General features: G+C 58.4%; 20 protein-coding genes and 1 pseudogene. 8 read left to right on the top strand and 13 right to left on the bottom strand.

Annotated features, from left to right (window positions below):
* The first annotated feature begins 84 nt into the window (after window positions 1-84).
* Window positions 85-339 (top strand): DUF1652 domain-containing protein, encoded by a 255-nt coding sequence (locus DKB71_RS29400; protein WP_408599025.1) that lies wholly within the window; start codon window positions 85-87, stop codon window positions 337-339.
* 411 nt (window positions 340-750) lie between these two features.
* Here DKB71_RS29400 and DKB71_RS29395 read toward each other — a convergent pair whose 3' ends face one another.
* The 8 genes and pseudogenes from DKB71_RS29395 to DKB71_RS29360 form a co-directional block, all read right to left on the bottom strand.
* Window positions 751-1458: a recombinase family protein gene (locus tag DKB71_RS29395; RefSeq protein ID WP_408599023.1), complete on the bottom strand. Its 708-nt coding sequence runs from the start codon at window positions 1456-1458 to the stop codon at window positions 751-753.
* 473 nt (window positions 1459-1931) lie between these two features.
* Window positions 1932-3449, bottom strand: a complete 1518-nt coding sequence (locus tag DKB71_RS29390; protein ID WP_408599021.1) for a hypothetical protein — start codon at window positions 3447-3449, stop codon at window positions 1932-1934.
* Window positions 3412-3594 carry a hypothetical protein gene (locus DKB71_RS29385; protein ID WP_408599019.1) on the bottom strand — a complete coding sequence of 61 codons (183 nt, stop codon included), beginning with the start codon at window positions 3592-3594 and terminating at the stop codon, window positions 3412-3414. The genes DKB71_RS29390 and DKB71_RS29385 overlap by 38 nt, the downstream gene beginning before the upstream one ends.
* Window positions 3595-3962: 368 nt before the next feature.
* Window positions 3963-4502 carry a hypothetical protein gene (locus DKB71_RS29380; protein WP_408599017.1) on the bottom strand — a complete coding sequence of 180 codons (540 nt, stop codon included), beginning with the start codon at window positions 4500-4502 and terminating at the stop codon, window positions 3963-3965.
* Between the two features lie 29 nt (window positions 4503-4531).
* Entirely contained in the window at window positions 4532-5044 is a 513-nt protein-coding gene (locus DKB71_RS29375; protein WP_408599015.1) for a hypothetical protein, read from the bottom strand.
* Window positions 5041-5286: a hypothetical protein gene (locus DKB71_RS29370; RefSeq protein ID WP_408599013.1), complete on the bottom strand. Its 246-nt coding sequence runs from the start codon at window positions 5284-5286 to the stop codon at window positions 5041-5043. Before DKB71_RS29370 ends, DKB71_RS29375 begins: the two co-directional genes overlap by 4 nt.
* Window positions 5287-6051: 765 nt before the next feature.
* Window positions 6052-7584, bottom strand: a complete 1533-nt coding sequence (locus DKB71_RS29365; protein WP_408599011.1) for a recombinase family protein — start codon at window positions 7582-7584, stop codon at window positions 6052-6054.
* 41 nt (window positions 7585-7625) lie between these two features.
* Window positions 7626-7769 (bottom strand): annotated as a pseudogene (locus tag DKB71_RS29360) (histone deacetylase); the annotation flags it as partial.
* A 20-nt stretch (window positions 7770-7789) separates the two neighbouring features.
* Here DKB71_RS29360 and DKB71_RS29355 point away from each other — a divergent pair.
* From DKB71_RS29355 to DKB71_RS29345, 3 genes are all read left to right on the top strand, one after another.
* A complete protein-coding gene (locus DKB71_RS29355; RefSeq protein WP_408599009.1) occupies window positions 7790-8359 on the top strand; it encodes a GNAT family N-acetyltransferase in 570 nt (189 codons plus the stop codon).
* 106 nt (window positions 8360-8465) lie between these two features.
* On the top strand, window positions 8466-9335 hold the full coding sequence (tesB, locus tag DKB71_RS29350) for an acyl-CoA thioesterase II (RefSeq protein ID WP_323608320.1): 870 nt from the start codon (window positions 8466-8468) through the stop codon (window positions 9333-9335).
* Window positions 9332-9925, top strand: a complete 594-nt coding sequence (locus DKB71_RS29345; RefSeq protein WP_274074491.1) for an HAD family hydrolase — start codon at window positions 9332-9334, stop codon at window positions 9923-9925. The genes tesB and DKB71_RS29345 overlap by 4 nt, the downstream gene beginning before the upstream one ends.
* Before the next feature lie 53 nt (window positions 9926-9978).
* On the opposite strand, the gene DKB71_RS29340 is transcribed toward DKB71_RS29345, so the two are convergent.
* The 5 genes from DKB71_RS29340 to DKB71_RS29320 form a co-directional block, all read right to left on the bottom strand.
* On the bottom strand, window positions 9979-10935 hold the full coding sequence (locus DKB71_RS29340; RefSeq protein ID WP_408599006.1) for an alpha/beta hydrolase: 957 nt from the start codon (window positions 10933-10935) through the stop codon (window positions 9979-9981).
* Window positions 10936-11829 carry a neutral zinc metallopeptidase gene (locus DKB71_RS29335; protein WP_408599004.1) on the bottom strand — a complete coding sequence of 298 codons (894 nt, stop codon included), beginning with the start codon at window positions 11827-11829 and terminating at the stop codon, window positions 10936-10938.
* Window positions 11830-11976: 147 nt separating this feature from the next.
* On the bottom strand, window positions 11977-12846 hold the full coding sequence (locus DKB71_RS29330) for a neutral zinc metallopeptidase (protein ID WP_408599002.1): 870 nt from the start codon (window positions 12844-12846) through the stop codon (window positions 11977-11979).
* A gap of 148 nt (window positions 12847-12994) precedes the next feature.
* Window positions 12995-13828, bottom strand: a complete 834-nt coding sequence (locus DKB71_RS29325) for an aldo/keto reductase (RefSeq protein ID WP_408599000.1) — start codon at window positions 13826-13828, stop codon at window positions 12995-12997.
* Window positions 13812-15554, bottom strand: a complete 1743-nt coding sequence (locus DKB71_RS29320) for an FAD-dependent oxidoreductase (RefSeq protein WP_408598998.1) — start codon at window positions 15552-15554, stop codon at window positions 13812-13814. The genes DKB71_RS29325 and DKB71_RS29320 overlap by 17 nt, the downstream gene beginning before the upstream one ends.
* Before the next feature lie 175 nt (window positions 15555-15729).
* Between DKB71_RS29320 and DKB71_RS29315 the strand changes: the two genes are divergently transcribed.
* The 4 genes from DKB71_RS29315 (at window position 15730) to DKB71_RS29300 (ending at window position 19527) form a co-directional block, all read left to right on the top strand.
* A complete protein-coding gene (locus tag DKB71_RS29315; RefSeq protein ID WP_323608315.1) occupies window positions 15730-16506 on the top strand; it encodes an IclR family transcriptional regulator in 777 nt (258 codons plus the stop codon).
* 229 nt (window positions 16507-16735) lie between these two features.
* On the top strand, window positions 16736-17791 hold the full coding sequence (locus tag DKB71_RS29310; protein WP_323608314.1) for a Gfo/Idh/MocA family oxidoreductase: 1056 nt from the start codon (window positions 16736-16738) through the stop codon (window positions 17789-17791).
* A gap of 2 nt (window positions 17792-17793) precedes the next feature.
* Window positions 17794-18612, top strand: a complete 819-nt coding sequence (locus DKB71_RS29305; RefSeq protein WP_408598995.1) for a sugar phosphate isomerase/epimerase family protein — start codon at window positions 17794-17796, stop codon at window positions 18610-18612.
* A gap of 36 nt (window positions 18613-18648) precedes the next feature.
* A complete protein-coding gene (locus DKB71_RS29300; protein ID WP_046815761.1) occupies window positions 18649-19527 on the top strand; it encodes a DMT family transporter in 879 nt (292 codons plus the stop codon).
* Window positions 19528-19581 lie beyond the last annotated feature (54 nt).

The following is a 19581-nucleotide window of genomic DNA, read 5'->3' as shown; positions in this document are numbered from 1 at the left end:
GCGATTCCTGCCCGCCACACTGAAGATCAGTAGCTATTCTTATAAGGCTAAATCTCATTCACCTGACCCTATTGGACGCGAGTAATGATCTCTACGCTTGAGCTTCGCCACATTATCGAATGTGGGTTCCAGCCTCTCTCTTGCACCTGCTCAGTCAATCCGGACGGATCATTGATGATCAAGGTGTTCGATTCGATCTCTGGTCGGGTCGATCTGCTGGTTACTGGGGTCAAAACGAACGATCTTACGTCCAGCCGTGCCATTGCGAAATTGATCGGGGAGCTTCGCTCTGAAATGGTGGCACACCAAGCGACGGGCACTATGGTGCTTGCGAGATAGTGATCCGAGCGATGTCTGCCTGATGTTACCAACACAGGGAGGCACTTTCCCAATCCACAGATACCCAAAATTTTAGAATCGACACTTGCTCCTGGCTGAATATCATCTGCGGAATCGGGCAGGAATATCAGAGGGGGGTTGCTGCAAGTGCTGAATTTTTTCCAGAAGGCCAGAAGCCCTGAATTTTCTATAAAACATATCGCCCTTCTGGAATATACGGGTCGTAAATGGCGCGGGAAAATCCAGAGGGGTGTCTGGAGAATTGCTGAAACTCGGCACTATGGAGGTCGGCGCTTGATGGCACTGGGGCGAGCTACGGCGCCACGCAAAGCTCCGTTTCGAATATCTGCGGGGCCTCAGGCCGCTGCATTAGAGTGGCCTATACGGCGTTACAGGAGCTTGCAGAGAGGATCACCCCTTGTTCAGCTCCAAGCCTAACCGCTTCATCACGCGCATTGCAGCAGTGGGTGACCATTGGCCGCCTCGGGCAGTTGGGATGTCACGAGCAATGAGGCAATCGGCTACAGCTTGAAGACTGGTGGCGCCTTCGAGGATGCACAACCTGATGGCGTCCTTTACCAAGGCTGCACGTTCATCTGCTTGCTGGCGCTGGGTGTAGTGACCTTTGGCACGGTTGAGCTTGCTACGGCCTTTCCGCAACTTGTCCTCACGGTTGGCGATGCTGTGTACGGCGTCGATATCACCACCGTCTGCACGTGCTTGCAGAGACTCCAATGCAGCCTTGGTACGCTCGCTGATGAAGGTTCGCTCCTGCTCAGCAAGTACTGCATAGATGTGCAGCTCTACCGTAGAGGCGGTGGGCATGGTTGCTACCTTGAAGTTGTTCCGCTTCATCAGGCCAGCGATGTGTTCAACATCCCTGCTCAGGCGGTCCAGCTTGGCTACGACTACAGGCCGACCATCAGCAAAGGCCTTGGCGCCTGCTGGGCGCTCTAGAGGGTGCATAGAGCCAGAGACGCCTACATCCTTATACTCAGCCACCACCTTCCATCCATGCTGCTTGGCAGCGAGCCTGATGTATTCCTGCTGAGCCTCAAGACCCAGACCGGACTCACCTTGACCCTTGGTAGATACTCGGTAGTAGGCGACAACTTCCATGCTGGTGACTCCGTAAACTTGGCTGATGAATTCATTTTACAACTGTTACAACGAACGTTCAACAGTTGTAATGCCATAAAAATGAGCTGCTTGACAGGGTGGGATTATTGGTGGTGGCGGCTGGGTACGCAGAATGTGTGCACCCTTGGCGGCTGGGAGGATGATCCAAAAGTAGCTCATCCTTTCCTGAGCGGTTTGCTCACATTTACTGCGAGAGAGCTCAAACCAAAGTTGGTTCGAGTGAAAAGTTTGCACGAAAAGGATTTGGCTTGAGCCCTGTAGCGACATCGCCCCGTAAATAGGGCACTTGGCGAGGGTGATGGGTGTGAGGGTAATCAGAGAGGAGGGATTGAGTGATGCGTGGGATTGGTTGCGGGATTAGTTATGCATTAGTTATTTGAGGAGTGCTCAGTTTTGAGCGGTCCACCCTGTGAGGGACATGCCTGGGAGGAGGCCTCACTTCCGAGGGCTCCTCATGCTGCTAGCGGGTACGGCTCCTCTGGCGCTACTGGTGGGAATTCCAGATGCTTCGGGTAACGCTGGAATGGCACATTGTAGTGCGTGAAGCAGCGTTGATTCATGTACTGCTCACGCCCCTGCTCGATAGCTGCCTGCAAGCTCCACAGGACGCCATCCTGAGCGGCGAAGACTTGCGACTCAGTGCAGATGCCAGTGTCTAGCAGCGCCTGCCACGTACTCTCGAACGAGCCGTACAGGTTGTCGATATAGGGAATCCAGTCTGCCCCGCTGGCCTCCCAACTTACCTCGTTCGGCACCATCACCACCGGCACCAATGATTGCAGATGTAGGCGTTCTCCAAGTTGTGCCGCTAGTACTTCCCCGTCGATGTTCAGGCCTTGTAGTGCGTTGTAGGCTGCCTCTGTGATCGCCTTAACCAATGACGCCCGGTCAGCCTCTAGAAGGCTGGCAGGTGTCTTCCACGGGTTAACCGGGTGGCTGTACTGTAGTGGTGTCCACGTTGCGTTCGCCAGCGAGAGGAAACGGTTGCGGGCCTTACCTTCGGCATTGCCGATCTGAGCAAGGTAGATGCCCAGCAGTCGCACCAGCGACAACATGAACCGACAGTTATCCCTGTGCTTGCCTTCCGGTAGATCCGCAGAGAACCGCTTCAACTCATCGTGCATCACGCCCAACATTGAATCTGGTGAACACTTGCGGAAGAGGAAGTCTTTGCTCTGCTCCCGGCCTTCTTGGGTGTCAGCCAGTGCCTGCAACTGCTCCATCTTCAATGAACCAAGGTCGGCCAAGGTATAGCGACGGTCTAGCGGCTCGTATAGTGCGTCACCCTGCCGTTTGTGAATCGACCGGGCCAACCGTAGTCGTGCAGTCCGCTGGGGCATCTCGTCCAGTTCATCGAGGAAGGTGTCCAGTTCATCACCAAGGAAGTCGGCAAGCTTCTGTAGCCGCTCATCTAATGTCATGCCGGGAGTGATGTTCCACTTCCGCTTCCGTGCAGACTTTGGCAATGATTGTCCGGCCCAGGAGTTAACGGGTTTGTCACCGTGCTGCTGGTTCAGGTAGTCGAGGCCAGCGAACAAGTTCAGTGGAGTTGTCAGGCCAGTGGAGCCATCACGCCCCTTGAGGCCCTGTACGTGGCACAGGTGATATGAGTCTTTGCCGTGGCCTTTCTCGACCCAGCCGTACCGCTTCTTACGGTAGTTGTGTAGATCCAACAGTTGATGCAGACCAGCAGCATCGATGCCCTGATAAGTCTGGGCGGTGCCTGCTCTCTCAGCCTGTTCAATGAACCAGTAGCCGAAGGGATTCTCTAGAAGTCGCGCTTTGCGGCGAGCAATCTTCGCATCTCTGGCTGTGACCTTGGGTGCCTTCTGCTGACGCTGTACTGCTTGCCTGCAACGGTCGCTGCAAGTGGTGCGGCCACCGGGTCTACGGTTGAACAGTTTTCCGCAATCAATTGCGGTGCAGGCGAACTCAGGCTGCTTGTTTGTGGTTACGGGTGTTGTTGCCATCTTTGTCCACGCTTCTTGGGATCAGGTTTATTTGTGCGGCCTCCGTGATGAGCACGTTCAGGCCATGTGTTGGATTGGTGATATTGCGTTCGGCCATGAAGGCCAGCAGCCGCTCTGTGGATGAATCGTTGAGGGAAATCCTCATGGGTTGTTACTCCTGAAAAAGTGATTTGTGCAAAACGTAATTCGGCTGGAAGGCTCTAGACCGGGCGCTACAGCCAGAAGTTGTGACATTCCCCAGCCTACCTCGTGCCCCCAAACGCCTTTCGCCAGACAGCACGATACCGACGTTAATCGTTTGATTATCGGCTGAGTGGTGTCAGGGGAAGGCGGGCAGTATACAGAAGTTACTTGGCGGGTGTTGCTTTCATTGAATCAAGGTACTGCTCGACAATGTGAGCCATGAAGTTACGAACTGACATCCCGTGCTGACTCGCGTAGAAGTTCATATCCCGGAACTGCTCGGCAGGGATTGAAAAGCCCAGGGTCTTCACTCCAACTAGCTGTGTGTCCTCATGCCGCGACCTCCTGTTTCGCTTTAGCCTTAGGCTTTGGCGTGTAAGCCTTGAGCAAGTCAGCAAGTGCAAACGCTTCCTCATCGGCCTTATGCTTGGCTTCGGCTGCCGCTTTAGCTTCGGCCTGTTCACGGGCTCTACGTGCAATGGTGAACTCCATTTGGCGCTGTGTCTCTGCTACGTTGGATGCGTACCGCAGTTCGTCATATTCTGCCTTCGCCATCTCGGTCAGCTTAGGAAGTTCTGCTGCAATCATTTCATCTGGCTTGCGAAGAGTGCACTTCAAGAGCAAAGGATTGTAATCCGCTATCTGCACTTTGTAGCCCAGCAAAGTCATTTCTTCCAGATCAGTCAGCGCCTGAGCGAGAGGCTTATGGGAAACGAACTTAACGCTGGCTCCGAGTTCTTCATCCCAAATACTCTCTGATTGGGAATAGTACCGCAGTGTTTTACGGGCAACAATCTTTTGCAGCTCTTCATCGGAATGCTTGAAGAACTCTACTACTTTAGAGCCGTATTCGTATTTATTAGTTGTCATATTTTATTCCTTATGGATTATGTTAGTTGTTAATTGCTATGGTGGCGTTTGGATTTGGCTTGCATTTGTCGCAGTATCTTTGCGGTTTCAGCACGAGTCTTGCCGGACTTCATTAGAGGGGCGTCTGTGTGTGCCTGAGAGGCTGCGTACTGGGCGATGCACTCCGCCTCATACTCAGCAACGGTTACGCCGTTCAAGGCGGCTCCTGCCTTCAGGAGGGCGTCCTTCTTGGCTTGGATGGCACCAAGTTGTGCCTTAAATTTGGCCCGCTGGATCGTCAATTGAGCACGCGTGGCTTTTAGCTGAGCAGCCTTAGCTTCACCTTGAGCAAACGCCTTCACCTTGGATCGGTAGGCTTGTAAGTCTGAAAGAGTGGCTATCGTGCCTGCCGGAAACACATTGTCTTCAAGATGGTTAAGGTAGTTCAACTCTGCTTCTGTGGTTTCGATGAAGTCTGAAGTTGAAGACTTTAGTTGTTCATTACTATAAGAGAGGATCGCTCCATTACTTCTATCTACTTCCAGATATAGAGCGCCTGTCATTGCTGCAACTCCGCTCGATCACAAATTGCCTTGAAGCGGCGTTCAGCATTAATGTACCGGCGGAACACTTTCAAGTCGGAGAGTAGCGGCTGAATGTTCGGCCAGGCCTTCCGCCAACTATGCAAGAACATCCAGTCGTCTGCTTGTTCGATCACATAGCAATAGTTTTCAGGATCGATTGCTCCACTAGTGAGCTGGGTAATCTGGTCAGTGGATGGGTTAACTTCGTGGTATAACTTCATTGTGCTACTTCCTGCTTGGTGGTTTGTTTGTTGGCTTCTTGTTCATTGAACTGCTGTTCAAGCTCTGCTTGTGTTGACTTATTGGCTTGGCGCCATGTCTTCACTTGACAGTGTACGGAGCAGAACCTTGAGAGAGGACTGCGGCTGTAGAAGTTGCGAGTGCAAGCCTCGCATTTGTGCTTGCGGAGTGGCCGTTGTGCCATCGTTAATTCCTCCTGTATGTATATGGATTATCTAGGGATATGAAAAAGCCCGTTCTCAGAGCGAGGTTACGGGCTTGTGTATTGCGGGTGCGTATTGCGGGTGCAGAGTTGCACTAGGGGTGCATTTTAACTTCCTGCAATTCAGGATGTTGAATTAGTGACCGTCTTTGTTGCATCCGACGGACGAGGACTGGCAGTGATAACACTCGGGAATGCCTACCCAAGTGCCACAAAGGCAACAACCCAAAGGAAATTGACGCCGATCTTCTGCACTTGGATCAGCAAACAAGTCGTAGGCCAATGCAGTTAAGCAGGACGAGGTTAACTACATCAGAGCAGAGGGGAAGTTGGTTCGGGTATTGCGAGGGCAGTGGAAGTAGGTCTTCCAACTGAGAGCGGATAGTATAGCACACCCTAGAGATTTGTCAAGCATAATTCATTCATAAACACAACACTTATTTTTATTTTCTTTTGCAGCGGTCGTTACGGGAGTGCACCCCTGTGTAAAATCTGACCGTCAAGCAGGGGTATAACCCCCCACATTTTACACAGGGACGCGCTACTACTGACTGCCTCTACTGTCCACGGAGATAATGTCGCCATCGGGATGCTCAATAGTCCACCGCTTGACCTTCCGTGCATAGCCAATGTACTGAACAGTCGCTGCCGGGCTGTCGTCGCCGGAACTATTGACCGCAAGTGTCCCATCTCTGTGGCAAATGATCCGGTAGCCATCCAGTTGTAGCAGGTTGCTGATAGCGAATCTGTCACCGTACATGAAGCGATAGAAACCCACGCCTGCCGGTGACTCTTCAGTCCCGGCGACGGTAGTGGCGGGAATGGATGCCAGTTCCTGCTCTAGCTGCTTCCTGTCATCCACGAGCTTTTGGTAATCCGCTGCTGCGTCTGCATCGCTGGTATCCATCTGCACAAGTACCCGTAATCGGGCCTGCTGCTGCCTCAACTGGTCTATCCGGCCTTCAAGCTTGATCCGTAGACGCTGGGCCTCTGGTAGCTGGGTTCGCAAATAGGCACGGAGGGCGTGCGGTTTCCGCGTCTCCACGTAAAACCAATAGACCACCGGCACCGGGATTGTCTTCTGGTTCGTACAATTGGCACTGCTCTGCATCCGGCGATAACAACGAACGACATCGGTCTGCTGTCTGGCAGTATTACGGAGCAATACCATGTTGGCGCCACACTCGCCACACTGGAGCAGGCCAGCCATTGAGAATTTCCGTGCAATCGTTGGTGACTGCTCAGCCAGGTCTGCTAGCAGCTTCTGCACCTGATAAAACAGTTTCTCTGTCACCGCAGCATCAAACACGTCCCTAATCAGTTCACCGGGCTCCTGATGGCTCTTCCCATCCTTCCGAACAGTCTTGGTGCGTTGCCAGTGGCCGATAGCTGCAATGTTCTTTAGGGCGTGCTTCAAGCTCTGGCGATTTTTGAAGTGTTCGGGGTGGCGGTTGGCAATGAGGCGGAGCGGGACACCGTTGGCGAAAGATAGGAACGCTTGCCGGATCACTTGCACAGAATCGCCATCCCTGAGCTTGCCTTCGCTGGTGAGCCAAAAGGGGTTGCGGCGTTTAATCGTGCCGCCTCTCTTGGCTTCCTTCGCTCTGTCCACATAAGAGCCAGTGGCAAAGTTCGACAGGCGCTGTGAGAACTCGTGTGCGACCTGAGCTTTCATCGCCAGATACATTAGGCTTTGGTTCTTTAGGCTCTGTGCGTCATATCGCTGACCGTCTTCCAAGGTCACCAACTGGATTCCGGTCTTAACGATGCTCTCAAGATTCTTCAGCGTCTGCATCGGCTCTAGTCGGCTAAACCTGTCCATCGCCTCAACCAGTACCACGGAGTCAGCAGGGATGTGCCCCTCTTCGATAGCGAAAAGTAAACGCCCCATCGCGCCTTGCGTAACAAAGTCGCCGTGAAAGCCGCTCAGGCCAAGGTCTTCAAACCTCTGCTCGAACCTTGTGTAGTCGGGGTTATGAGCCAGCCACTTCTCCACCAAAGCTTCTTGGCGCTCTAGACTGCTTCCGTGCCTCTGCTGCTCGCTGGAAAATCGTATATACGGGACTGCTACTGGCATGAGTGCTCACCTGAGAATGTATCACTGCATATCCTAAAGTTTAGCAGGCGAAACTTGTCCATGGGGAAGCGGTGATCCGCCGGGAACTCGGGACTGTAGTCTTCGTGGTAGATCAGCGGCAGCGGCATGATGATTTCGTTTCGGAATGAGTGAAGGATCCTACCAGCGTTGTAGACTGGCAGCATGGAATTGGGGGAGGGGGACGATGGAGCCGATACTGGAACTGGCGAGCGCGCGATTGCTGTTGCGGCAGTGGCATGATGGCGACTTGGCGGAATTTGCCGCGATGTGCGCCGATCCACAAGTCATGCGTTATTTTCCGGCGCCCTTGAGCCGATCTGAAAGTGCATCGATGATTGACAGGGTTCGCGAGCACTTTGCCGAGCATGGCTTTGGCCCCTGGGCGCTGGAGCGCAAGGACACCGGACAGTTCATCGGTTTTACCGGTCTGGGCGTGATCGGTTTCGACGCGCCTTTCACTCCCGCCGTTGAAATCGGCTGGCGCCTGGCGCGCGAGCACTGGGGCCTGGGGTATGCCAGCGAAGCGGCATGGACCGCTCTGCGCTGCGGCTTTGATCGCCTGGTGTTGAACGAAGTCGTGTCCTTTACCGCGGTCAGCAACCTGCCGTCGCAGAAAGTCATGCAGGCGATCGGCATGCATCACGATCCGGCCGATGACTTCGATCATCCCAGGCTGGCCCTCGATCATCCCCTGCGTCGCCACGTGCTGTACCGAATCAGTCGTGAACAATGGCTGCAAACCTTGCATGGATAACCTGCCACGGACGTTTACAATGGCCCCCATGTTGGCACCGGCCAGAAATTGAATCGACCGACGCAGCCAGGACTGCGCGGCATTGCGTTGTGTGAGGAGAGTCTGAATGAGCCAAGTGTTGGATGATCTGGTCGACCTGCTGAGCCTGGAACCGATCGAAGAAAACCTGTTCCGTGGCCGCAGCCAGGACCTGGGCTTTCGTCAGCTGTTCGGCGGCCAGGTGCTCGGTCAGTCGCTGTCGGCGGCCAGCCAGACCGTTGAAGAGGCGCGTCATGTGCATTCGATGCATGGCTATTTCCTGCGTCCGGGCGATGCCAAGTTGCCGGTGGTGTATTCCGTTGACCGGGTGCGCGACGGCGGCAGTTTCAGCACGCGGCGGGTGACGGCGATCCAGAAGGGCCAGCCGATCTTCACCTGCAGCGCCTCGTTCCAGTACGACGAAGAAGGGTTCCAGCACCAGACCGAAATGCCGCAAGTGGTCGGGCCGGAAAACCTGCCATCGGAACTGGAACTGACCCAGCAGCGCGCTCACCTGATTCCCGAGCACATGCGTGAAAAATTGCTGTGCCCGAAACCGATCGAATTCCGGCCCGTCACCGAGGAAGATCCCTACAACCCGAAAGCCAGCGATCCGGTCAAATACGTCTGGTTTCGCGCCGACGGCGCCATGGCCGACTCCCCGGCCTTGCACAAGTATCTGCTGGCCTACGCTTCGGACTTCGGTCTACTGACCACCTCGATGCTGCCCCACGGCAAATCGGTCTGGCACAAGGACATGCAGGTTGCCAGCCTCGATCACGCGCTGTGGTTCCACGCCGACCTGCGCGCCGATGACTGGTTGCTGTATGCGATGGACAGCCCGTGGGCCGGCAATTCCCGCGGCTTCACCCGTGGCAGCGTGTTCAACCGCGCCGGGCAACTGGTGGCCTCGGTCACTCAGGAAGGCCTGATTCGCCATCGCAAGGATTGGGCATGAGCCTGGCCGAGGTGCGCCACTGGGTGTTCGACATGGACGGCACCCTGACGGTGGCGGTGCATGATTTCGCGGCGATTCGCGTAGCGTTGGCGATCCCGCCTGAAGACGACATCCTCACGCATCTGGCGGCACTGCCCGCCGAAGAAGCCAGCGCCAAACACGCCTGGCTGCTCGAGCACGAACGCGATCTGGCGCTGGGCTCGAAACCGGCACCGGGGGCGGTGGAGCTGGTGCGTGAATTGGCTGGCCGCGGGTATCGCCTGGGGATCCTCACGCGCAATGCTCGCGAACTCGCGCATGTCACGCTGGAGGCTATCGGCCTGGCTGACTGCTTCGCCGTGGAGGATGTGCTGGGTCGCGATGAAGCGCCACCCAAGCCCCATCCTGGTGGATTGCTGAAGCTGGCCGAAGCCTGGAAGGTGTCGGCCAGCGAGATGGTGATGGTCGGTGATTACCGGTTTGACCTTGATTGCGGTCGCGCGGCAGGAGCGCGGACGGTGTTGGTCAACCTGCCGGATAATCCGTGGCCTGAGCTGACCGATTGGCATGCGGCGGATTGTGTCGCCTTGCGGCAGATGCTCTTGGCTTGATTTGTTGAGAGCAAAAGATCGCAGCCTGCGGCAGCTCTACAGGGGAATTTCGGTTACGGGAACAACGCCTGTTGTCCTTGCGGTGATGTAAACATTCCGTCCCCGTTATGCCCGACCCCGGGCACTTCAATCAGTTGCTGTTGCAACCCCTGGGGTTGCAGGCGCTTCAGATAATTGAAGTAGTAGCGCCCGCGGGCCAATCGATTCGGACCCTGGGCCTTTGCCTCACAGCTTTTGTCCAAGGCTGGATGATTGGGATCGACGTCCTGCTGCCCCAGCAGATAAACGATGTTGCGCTTGAGGTACTTTTCCTGCAGCAGGGCGGCAGTTTGTCCTTCTGCGTAGGCAGGCATATCCGTCAGCCCGTACTTCCAGCGGTTGAATTGCGGACAGCCTGCATGATTGAAGGCCACTGGCCGACGCTCATCGAAATAGGTGTAGGAAGAGGGGTTGGCGACGACATAGCGCAGCTGCACACCGGCGGCTTCCAGGGCCGACTTGTCGTGACCCAGCAGGGCGTAGCGCTGAACCACCTGAGCGCCTCCCGAGTGACCGGCAATGAAGATGTGCTTCAAATCCGGAAACTGCTGACGATCACCCAGGCGAGCGATTATTTCGTCCAGCGCGTCGTAGGAACTCAGGCGAAAGGGTGCGGTGGATTCACCGCCAGCCATCCACTCATTGCCCTGCCAGCGCAGGACGGTGTCCGCCACTGGATGCTGCGCAACGTCGGTTTCATTGAGAAACTGTGGGGCGATCACCAGGGTCGTAGCGCTTTGCCCGGCCAGTTCGGCCGCGCGCGTGCCACTCTGCAGATAGGTTTGCGCATTGCGCAAGCGACCATGGACGATGATCAATACCCGCTCGATTTTTGCCGGGGCACGGCTGATGCCCACCGCGATTTCACCGGATTTCAACAGCAGGCGCCCGGGGCTGAGTTCCTTGACCGCGTGCTCGGCGGCCTGGGACGTTGCGCATGTGAACAGTACGACTAACCACCACTTCTTCATCTACAGATTTTTCGCCGCAAAGGTATCGCACTGGCCAACCTGGCCCTGGGCGAATCCGGTTTTGAACCAGCGCACCCGTTGCGCTGACGTACCATGGGTAAACGAGTCCGGCACCACGCGGCCCTGACCCTGTTGTTGCAAGCGATCGTCGCCAATGGCGTTCGCCGCGTTCAATGCTTCTTCTATATCGCCCGGCTCCAGCCAGTTCAGGCGCTTCTGCGCGTTGTTGGCCCAGACCCCGGCCAGGCAGTCCGCTTGCAGCTCCTGGCGCACCAGCAAGCCGCTATCGCCTTCCATCTGCCGGCCTTGCTGGCGGGCGACCTGCATCTTCGCCGAAACGCCGAGCAAGGTTTGAACATGGTGTCCGACTTCGTGAGCGATCACGTAGGCCTGGGCGAAATCGCCCGCGGCCGCAAAGCGTTGGGACATCTCCTGGAAGAAGCCCATGTCCAGATAGACCTTCTGGTCTGCGGGGCAATAGAAGGGGCCGGTCGCCGAGGTTGCCAACCCGCAGGCCGAATTGACCCGGTTGCTGAACAGCACCAGGGTCGGGTCCTTGTACTGCCGGTCCGCCTGCTGGAAAATCTGCCGCCAGGTATCCTCGGTATCACCGAGGATCGAGCGGACGAACTCGGCCCCTTCGTCATTGGCCGGTGGCGCCTTGCGCGTCTGTGACGTGGTCGGCGCCGATTGTTCACTCATCTGCCCGGTCAATTGTCCGAGGATCTGCAGCGGGTCCTGGCCGGTGATCCAGCCGATGCCGACGATCAGCAGGATCGCCGTCAGGCTCAGGCCCTTGCCGCCACCAAAACGCATCCCGCCGCCTCCGCCGCCGACATCATCGCCACGGGCATCGACCACGTTGTCGCTGCGTCGGCCTTTTTTCCATAGCATGTGGGAATCCTCTGATGTTGCGGGTAAAGAACCGTGGGATGAGTGTTGCTGCAGACCAGACGCGGCGCCAGTCCGGTCGTCAGACAGCCGGGAGCGACGGCGGTTCTATCCACGCGGTGACATCAGAGGTTTCATGGACGGGCAGGATCACAGGGCATCGGCAGTAAAGGTGTCACAGGTCTCTGGCAGGCCCGAGGCAAATCCTGTCTTGAACCAGTTCACGCGCTGGCGGGAAGTACCGTGGCTGAATGTCTCCGGTCGAACCTTGGCATTTCGCGAAGCTTGCAGTTGGTCGTCACCGAACACTGCCGCGGCATGCAGGGCGGCTTCGATATCACCCGGCTCCATCCAGTCCAGGCGCTGTTGCGCATGGTGCGCCCAGACTCCGGCAAGGCAATCGGCCTGCAACTCCGCACGGACCTCCAGTCCGCCATCGCCGCTGACCGGTTGTTGTTCGAGCAAGGCTTTTTCGAAAGGTTCGGACAGTCCCAGTTCAAGCTGCACGTGATGCCCGATTTCGTGGGCGATGATATAAGCCCGCGCGAAGTCACCGACCACTGCAAACTGCTGCTCCAGTTTGTTGAAAAAGCCGAGGTCGAGATACACCTGTTGATTGCTCGGGCAATAGAACGGGCCACTGCTGGAGCTGGCGAAACCACAGCCGGAGACCACGCCGTTTTCGAACAGCGTCAAGGTGGGTAGCGGGTAGTCTCGGCCCATTTGCGCAAACAGTTGTTGCCAGGTGTCTTCGGTATCGCCCAGCACCGACTGGACAAACATCAGCTGCAGATCTTCTTCAGGCTCGACCGATGGTTGAGGGAGGGGGTGGTTCAGGGTGTACGAGGGCGCGGGCGCAATGACGTCCGCTGGCGTGTCCAGTGTCGAATAGAGTCCTGCGCCGGCCAGGGCGACGGCGGCCAGTCCGGCAGCCAGTGTTGTCCCTGTAAGTGTGCGGGCATCCTTGCCCTGGCGAGTGTCGTTCACGTTTTTGCTGCGTCTTGCCTTGTTCCATAGCATGTTGGCGGTCTCTCATAGATGGGTGGGGCGTGTAGCGCCGGGTCTATGAATAACCGCACTGGCCAAGGCGTGTGGGTGAAATGTGTAAGGTTTGGTAAGCCACAGTCATTGCGACGGGTGTCGCACATCAAAAGTGGCCTTTTCGCGGTTATCGATCGAACGCGTCCCACACGGGCGCAAAGTCCGGACTGACTTGCCTCTCACGCTTGGACAAGCCGGCAATCAGCGCACGATCCTGATCATCCAGGTTGACTGCGAACGCTTCCAGGTTGGCTATTTGGTTGGCCTTGCTGCTGGCCTTGGGGATGGCGGCCACGTTCGGTTGATCCAGCAGCCACTTGAGTGCGACCTGGGTCGGCAGTACTCCGTGTCTGGCAGCAATTTGCTGGATAGCCGGAACATCCGAGACCTTGTTGCGTGCCAGCGGCGAATAAGCTGTCAGTGCCAGGTCATTTTGACGGGCGTAGTCCAGCAGTGCGTTTTGTCCGAGCAGCACGTGGTATTCCACCTGAATGGCTGACAGCGGTGCGCCCAGTTCCTCGACCACTTTGCGCAGCAGGGGCAGCGGGAAATTCGCCACGCCGATGTTGCGCGCCAACCCCTGTTCCTTGAAGGACACCAGGGTTTCGATCGTGCGCGGCAAGTCCCAATCGGTGCCGGGCCAGTGGATCATGAAGAGGTCAATGTAATCGCTGTGCAGAGCCTTGAGGCTGCGGTCCATGGAATGGCGCATGGCATCGGGTTGCAGCTGGTCCCACCAGACTTTGCTGGTGACGTGGATCTGTTCACGGTGTGTGGGGCTATTCACCAGTGCCTGACCGACAGCGTCCTCATTGTTGTAGGCCGCAGCGGTATCGATGTGGCGATAACCCAGTGCCAGGGCCTGTTCCACGGCCAGGGTGCATTCTTCACCGAGCATTGGCCAGGTGCCGAGGCCGAGCTTGGGCATGTTCAAGCCCTGTGCGTTAACGATGTGTTGCATGGTCGATCTCCTTTTCATAAGCGCTGATGCCGGCGATATGGCGTGCGGCGATGTAGCCGAATGTCAGCGCCGGTCCCAGGTTGATGCCGCCGGCGGGGTAGTGGCCGCCCATGATGCTGGCCATGTCGGCTCCCGCCGCATACAGGCCGCTGATGGCCTGCCCCGAGTCGTCGAGGACCTGGGCGTGTTGATTGACCTTGAGTCCGGCAAAGGTGCCGAAACAGCCCGGTTCGACTTTCACGGCATAGAACGGACCTTGTTCGATGGGTGCGACGCAGGGGTTGGGCTGTTGGCGCGCATCGCCCTGTTTGCGGTTGTAGGGCGTTGATCCGCGGCCGAACTGTGGGTCCTGGCCGTTTTGGGCGTGCCGGTTGTAGTCCGACACGGTGGTGCACAAGCCGATCGGGTCGATGCCGCAGGCTTGGGCCAATTCTTCCAGGGTGTTGCCGGTTTTCAGATAACCGCTGCGGATAAAGGACGACAGCGGTACCGGAAACGGCCGGGAAATACCCAGGCCATAACGTCGCTGGAAGCCATGGCTGCAGATCAGCCAGGACGCCACTTCTTCGCCGGGCGGGGCGCTGGCGACCATGGCCGTCACATAGTCGTAGTAGCCGTTGGCTTCGTTGACGAAGCGCTGGCCATTGCTCAGCACGCCGATGATCCCCGGCTTGCCGCGTTCGATGATGTGTGGGAAGTGGCCGCTGCTGCCATCGCGATAGGGCACGCGTGACACCGGTGCCCAGGCCACAGGCGATGCCTGGTTGGTGTCGACCCGGGCGCCGACGCTCTCGCCCAGTCGCAGGCCATCGCCGGACACGCCGAGGGGCGGCAGTGCCAGGTGTTCGTGTCCGGTCGGTGTGCGGGGGAACAAGGCCTTACGCCGTTCGATGTCATTGGCGAAACCGCCGGCCGCGAGCACCACCGCCCTGCGTGCCTTGATGCGGATCGAACCTTTGCCGGTGCGAACGACCGCGCCCTTTACCTGATTGTTCTCGTGCAGCAACTCGGTGACCGGTGCCGACTCCCACAGCAACACGCCAAGATCGTCGGCGGATTTCGCCAGGCGCGCCACCAGCGCCACGCCGTTGACCAGCTGCATCGCCCGGCCATGCACGGCGAGATCGAGCAAATGGCGAGTGAAGCGCTTTGTAACGTGCCAGGCCGCCGACAACGAGCGGGTCAGGTTGAGAAACGCGGTGAGGTCGGCCCCCGCCATGATCGGCATGCCCATGAAGGCTGTTTCGCGCATGGTTTTGCGCAGGCGCTTGAGCAGCTTGCCGACGTTGCGCGCGTCGTAGGGCGCGGCGATCACCGAACGCCCACCGGTACCGGCCCCCGGCGTGTCGCCATGAATGTCGGCGATAGCATTGCCGTCGGCAAATTGCAACGAAGTGTGTTGTTCGAAGAACGCCACCATGCGCGGAGCGGCCTCGAGGAAGGCATCGATCATTGCCGGGTCATACCGGTCGCCCAGTTCGTGTTTCAAGTAAGTGCGTGGCAGTTCAACTTCCTCGACGATACCGGCTCGTCGGGCCAGGGGGTTGCACGGTACCCAGGCCCAGCCGCCGGACCAGGCGGTGGCACCGCCCAATACCGGGTCTTTTTCCACCACTATCACCTTCAGGCCATGCCATGCCGCCGTCACGGCCGTTGCCAGTCCGGCCGCACCGGAGCCGACGATCAGCACATCGCAATCGATGTCGGGAAGGGGTTGGGCAGGCATTGATTGAACTCCGCTGTTTATTATTGTGGAATCTGGTTCCAGAAAATATATGAGGGCTGCAGAGAGCCGGCAAGTCGATGCTGAGGAAAGCGGGCGGTTATCGGACAGTCAGTTCCAGATTTCGCATTCCTCTGGTTGTCTTCTAGAATCGAGCAAATTTTGCGTGGATACCCCCATGGCCGGCAGTCAGATCGAACGTGTTTTCAGTGTGCTTGAAAGCCTCACCAGCGACCCTCGCGGCCTGCCGATGCAGGTGCTGGCAGAGCAATTGGACATCCCCAAGAGTGCCACCCATCGCTTGCTGGCTGAGCTGATCCGGCTCGGCTATGTGCGCCAGAATCCGGAGAACTTGCGTTATCACCTGTCGACCCGGCTGGTGGCGATGGGTTTCCGTTATCTGTCGAGCAGCGGTGCCGATATCGTGCAACCGGTGCTCGACCGGCTGGCTCAGGAAACCGGCGAACTGGTGCGCCTGGGGGTCATCGAAGGCGAGCGCCAGACCTGGATCGCCAAGTCGCAGGGGGCTCGTTCCGGTCTGCGTTACGACCCGGACATGGGGCGGGATGCGCCGCTGTTCTACACCGCCTCCGGTCATGCCTGGCTGGCTTGCATGAGCGATGCCGAAGCCTTGTCGCTGGTGGAGCGCCAGGCGGCGGACCGGCCATTGGAGCTGGGCCCGAATGCCCCCAGGTCCAACATTGAATTGCTTGAACGGTTGCGCCTGGCACGGGAGCAGGGCTACGCCTGTGTCGAGGAAAGTTCGGCGGTGGGTACCTCGGCGATTGCCGCAGTGGTGCGACATCCCGGTGATGGACGGGTGATCGGCGTGCTCAGCATCGCCGGGCCGAGTGCGCGAATGCCGGGCGCGCGGCTGCATGAACTGGCGCCGTTGTTGTTGGCGTTTACCGATGAGTTGTCGGCGGCGAGTCTGGCGTCAGAGCTGTTTCCCTGAGGCCTGTACAATCCCTGTGGGAGCGGGCTTGCTCGCGAATGCGGTGTGTCATGCAACGGAAATGTTGATTGATACACCCTCTTCGCGAGCAAGCCCGCTCCCACATTTGGCCGGCGTTGAGCTTGCCAAAGCTGTGCGCTGTTCGAACACTTTCAATGCGCGCTTGTGTAAGAATCTGGAACCAGGTTCTAAATTGTTGATTCCAACAATAACACAAGAGGACCGCACCTTGAGTTCACCATTGCGTATAGCCCTGATCGGCACTGGCAACATGGGCCAGCAGCATTACCAGCAGTTGAAAACCCTGACTGAAGCGACCTTGTGCGCCGTGGCCGACCCTGGCCCGCAAGCGCCGGGCCTCGCGAGAGAATGGGGCGTGGGGTATTTCGCCGATCATCGTCAGATGCTGGAGCAGGCAAAGCCGGAGGCGGTCATTATCGCCAACCCGAATACGCTGCACGTCAGCACCGCGCTCGATTGCCTGGCTGCCGGGGTACCAGTGTTGCTGGAAAAGCCGGTGGGTGTGCACCTGGATGAGGCCCGGGAGTTGGTGGCTGCCTCGAAGTCGAGCGGCGTTCCCGTGCTGGTCGGCCATCATCGACGCCACAACCCGTTGATCGTCCGCGCCCATGAACTTGTCCACAGCGGCGCGTTGGGCCGGTTGAGCACCGTCACCGCACTCTGGCAATTGCGCAAGCCCGACAGTTATTTCGAAACGGCCTGGCGCCGCGAGCCCGGTGCGGGCATGTTGTTGACCAACTTGATCCACGACCTCGATCTACTCCGGCATTTGTGCGGTGAAGTGCGCCAGGTGCAGGCCATCACCAGCAACGCCGTGCGCGGGTTTGCCAACGAGGATTGCGCGGCCGTGCTGCTGCAATTCGACAACGGTGCGCTGGGCAGCCTGACCGGGTCCGATGCGGTGGCAGCGCCCTGGAGTTGGGAGTTGGGCTCCGGAGAGAACCCGGTGTATCCACGCCAGGCCGACCAGCCGTGCTATTTGCTGGCGGGAACCGCCGGGGCGCTCAGTATCCCGCAGCTCAAGCACTGGCACTACACGCAAGCCGACGGTGGCTGGCATCAACCCCTGGCGTCGACGAACGAGCCTTTCAGTGTTGAACCCGCGCTGCGCTTGCAGTTGCAGCACTTCGTGCGCGTGGCGCGTGGGCAGGTCGAGCCGCTGGTCAGCGCCGCTGACGCAGCCCGCACCCTGGCGCTGGTCGAGGCGATTCGCCAGGCCGCTGAAACCGGGCGCGCCTGCGCACCAGCCCTGATCGAGGATTGAGCATGAGTGAACGAATCTTTTCCCTGGCCAGTCTTACCGTGCTGGAGTTGTCACCACCGGACATGGTCGAGGTCGCGGCGCGGGCCGGTTACAGCCATGTTGGCTTGCGCCTGGTGCCGGCGACGCCGCAGGAACACCATTTCGCGCTGGTGGCGGATGGCGATCTGCGGCGCCAGACCCTGGCGCGTCTGCGCGACACCGGCATTCGTGTCCTGGATGTGGAAATCCTGCGGCTGAAACCGGACACCCTGGTGGCCGATTTCGAGCAAGTGCTGGCGGTGGGCGCCGAATTCGGTGCCACTGAATTGCTGGTGGCCGGCAACGATCCTGACGAGCAGCGAATGACCGAGAATTTCGCCAGGCTGTGTGATCTGGCGGCGCCTTACGGGCTGCACCCGCACCTGGAGTTCATGCCCTGGACCGACGCGCGCGATCTGCAGCAAGCCGTGCGCATCGTTGAAAGGGCGGGGTGTGGAAATGCGGCGGTGCTGGTCGACGCCTTTCACTTCGATCGCTCCGGGTCGCGGCTGGAAGATCTGGCCAGGGTTGCCCCCTCGCGGTTACGGTATGCGCAGTTGTGCGACGTGGCGGGGTCCAGGCCGGCCGACATGGCAGAGATCTTGCGGCAGGCGCGTAATGAACGGCGTTTTCCCGGCGATGGCGATTGTGATCTGCCGGGGCTGTTGCGGTGTTTGCCGGCTAACATTCCATTGAGCCTGGAGATTCCCACCGTGCAACTGCTGGAGCAGGGCGTGAGCGGGCTGGATCGGGCGCAGATGGCATTGAGCAAAACCCGTGAATTGCTGGCGCGGCTGACATAGGTCCCGCGACGCTTTTGATTTGAACAAGGAACCCCAATGACCGTCAGCACCCCGCTTTCCGGCGTCAATCAGCCCTTCAAAGGGATCCTGCTGATCGTTGTCGCAACCTTCCTGTTTTCCAGCCATGACGCCCTGTCGAAGTACCTTTCCGGCTTCTATCCGATTGTCATGGTGGTCTGGGCGCGTTATGTGGTGCACACCTTGCTGATGGCCGGGATATTCCTGCCGCAATCCGGGCTGCGCGTGCTGCGTACCAAGCGGCCGTTGCTGCAACTGATTCGGGCCTTGTGCCTGCTGGGCACCAGCCTGTTTTTCACCACGGGATTGATGTACATCCCGCTGGCCGAGGCAACGTCGGTTAACTTCCTGGCACCGGTGCTGGTGACCGCGCTGTCGGTGCCGTTGCTGGGGGAGAAGGTCACCCGTGGCCAATGGCTGGCGGTGATCTGCGGGTTTATAGGGGTGCTGATCATCGTGCACCCCGGTGGTGATCTGTTCACCCCGGCGGTGTTGTTGCCGTTGTGCTCGGCGTTGTTTTTCTGCTTCTACCAATTGCTGACCCGCAAGCTCAGTGAGATCGACAGCCCGACCACCAGCAACTTCTTTGCCGGGCTGTGCAATACCCTGGTCATGAGTGCGCTGGTGCCGTTCTTTTGGCAGGTACCGACCTTGCTGCACGGCGCGATGATGCTGGCGCTGGGTGCCTGCGGGATGACGGCGCACCTGTTCCTGACCCAGGCCTTCCGGCATGCGGCGCCAGCCTTGCTGGCGCCTTTCAGCTATTGCCAGATCGTGTTTGCCGGCCTGCTGGGCTGGCTGCTGTTTTCCCACACGCCGACCCTGACCACCGTCGTCGGGATCGCCGTGATCTGCTGCAGTGGCCTGGCGGCGGCCTGGCAGCAAAGCCGTCGCTGATCGCTCCTGAACAACAGGCAAAAAAAAGCGCAGGCCCGAAACCGGGCCTGCGCC

The organism is Pseudomonas sp. PLMAX (genome assembly GCF_046042685.1).
Lineage (GTDB): Bacteria > Pseudomonadota > Gammaproteobacteria > Pseudomonadales > Pseudomonadaceae > Aquipseudomonas > Aquipseudomonas putida_AE.
Note: the sequence above shows the minus strand (reverse complement) of the source record. Positions and strands in the feature narration are given on the sequence as shown.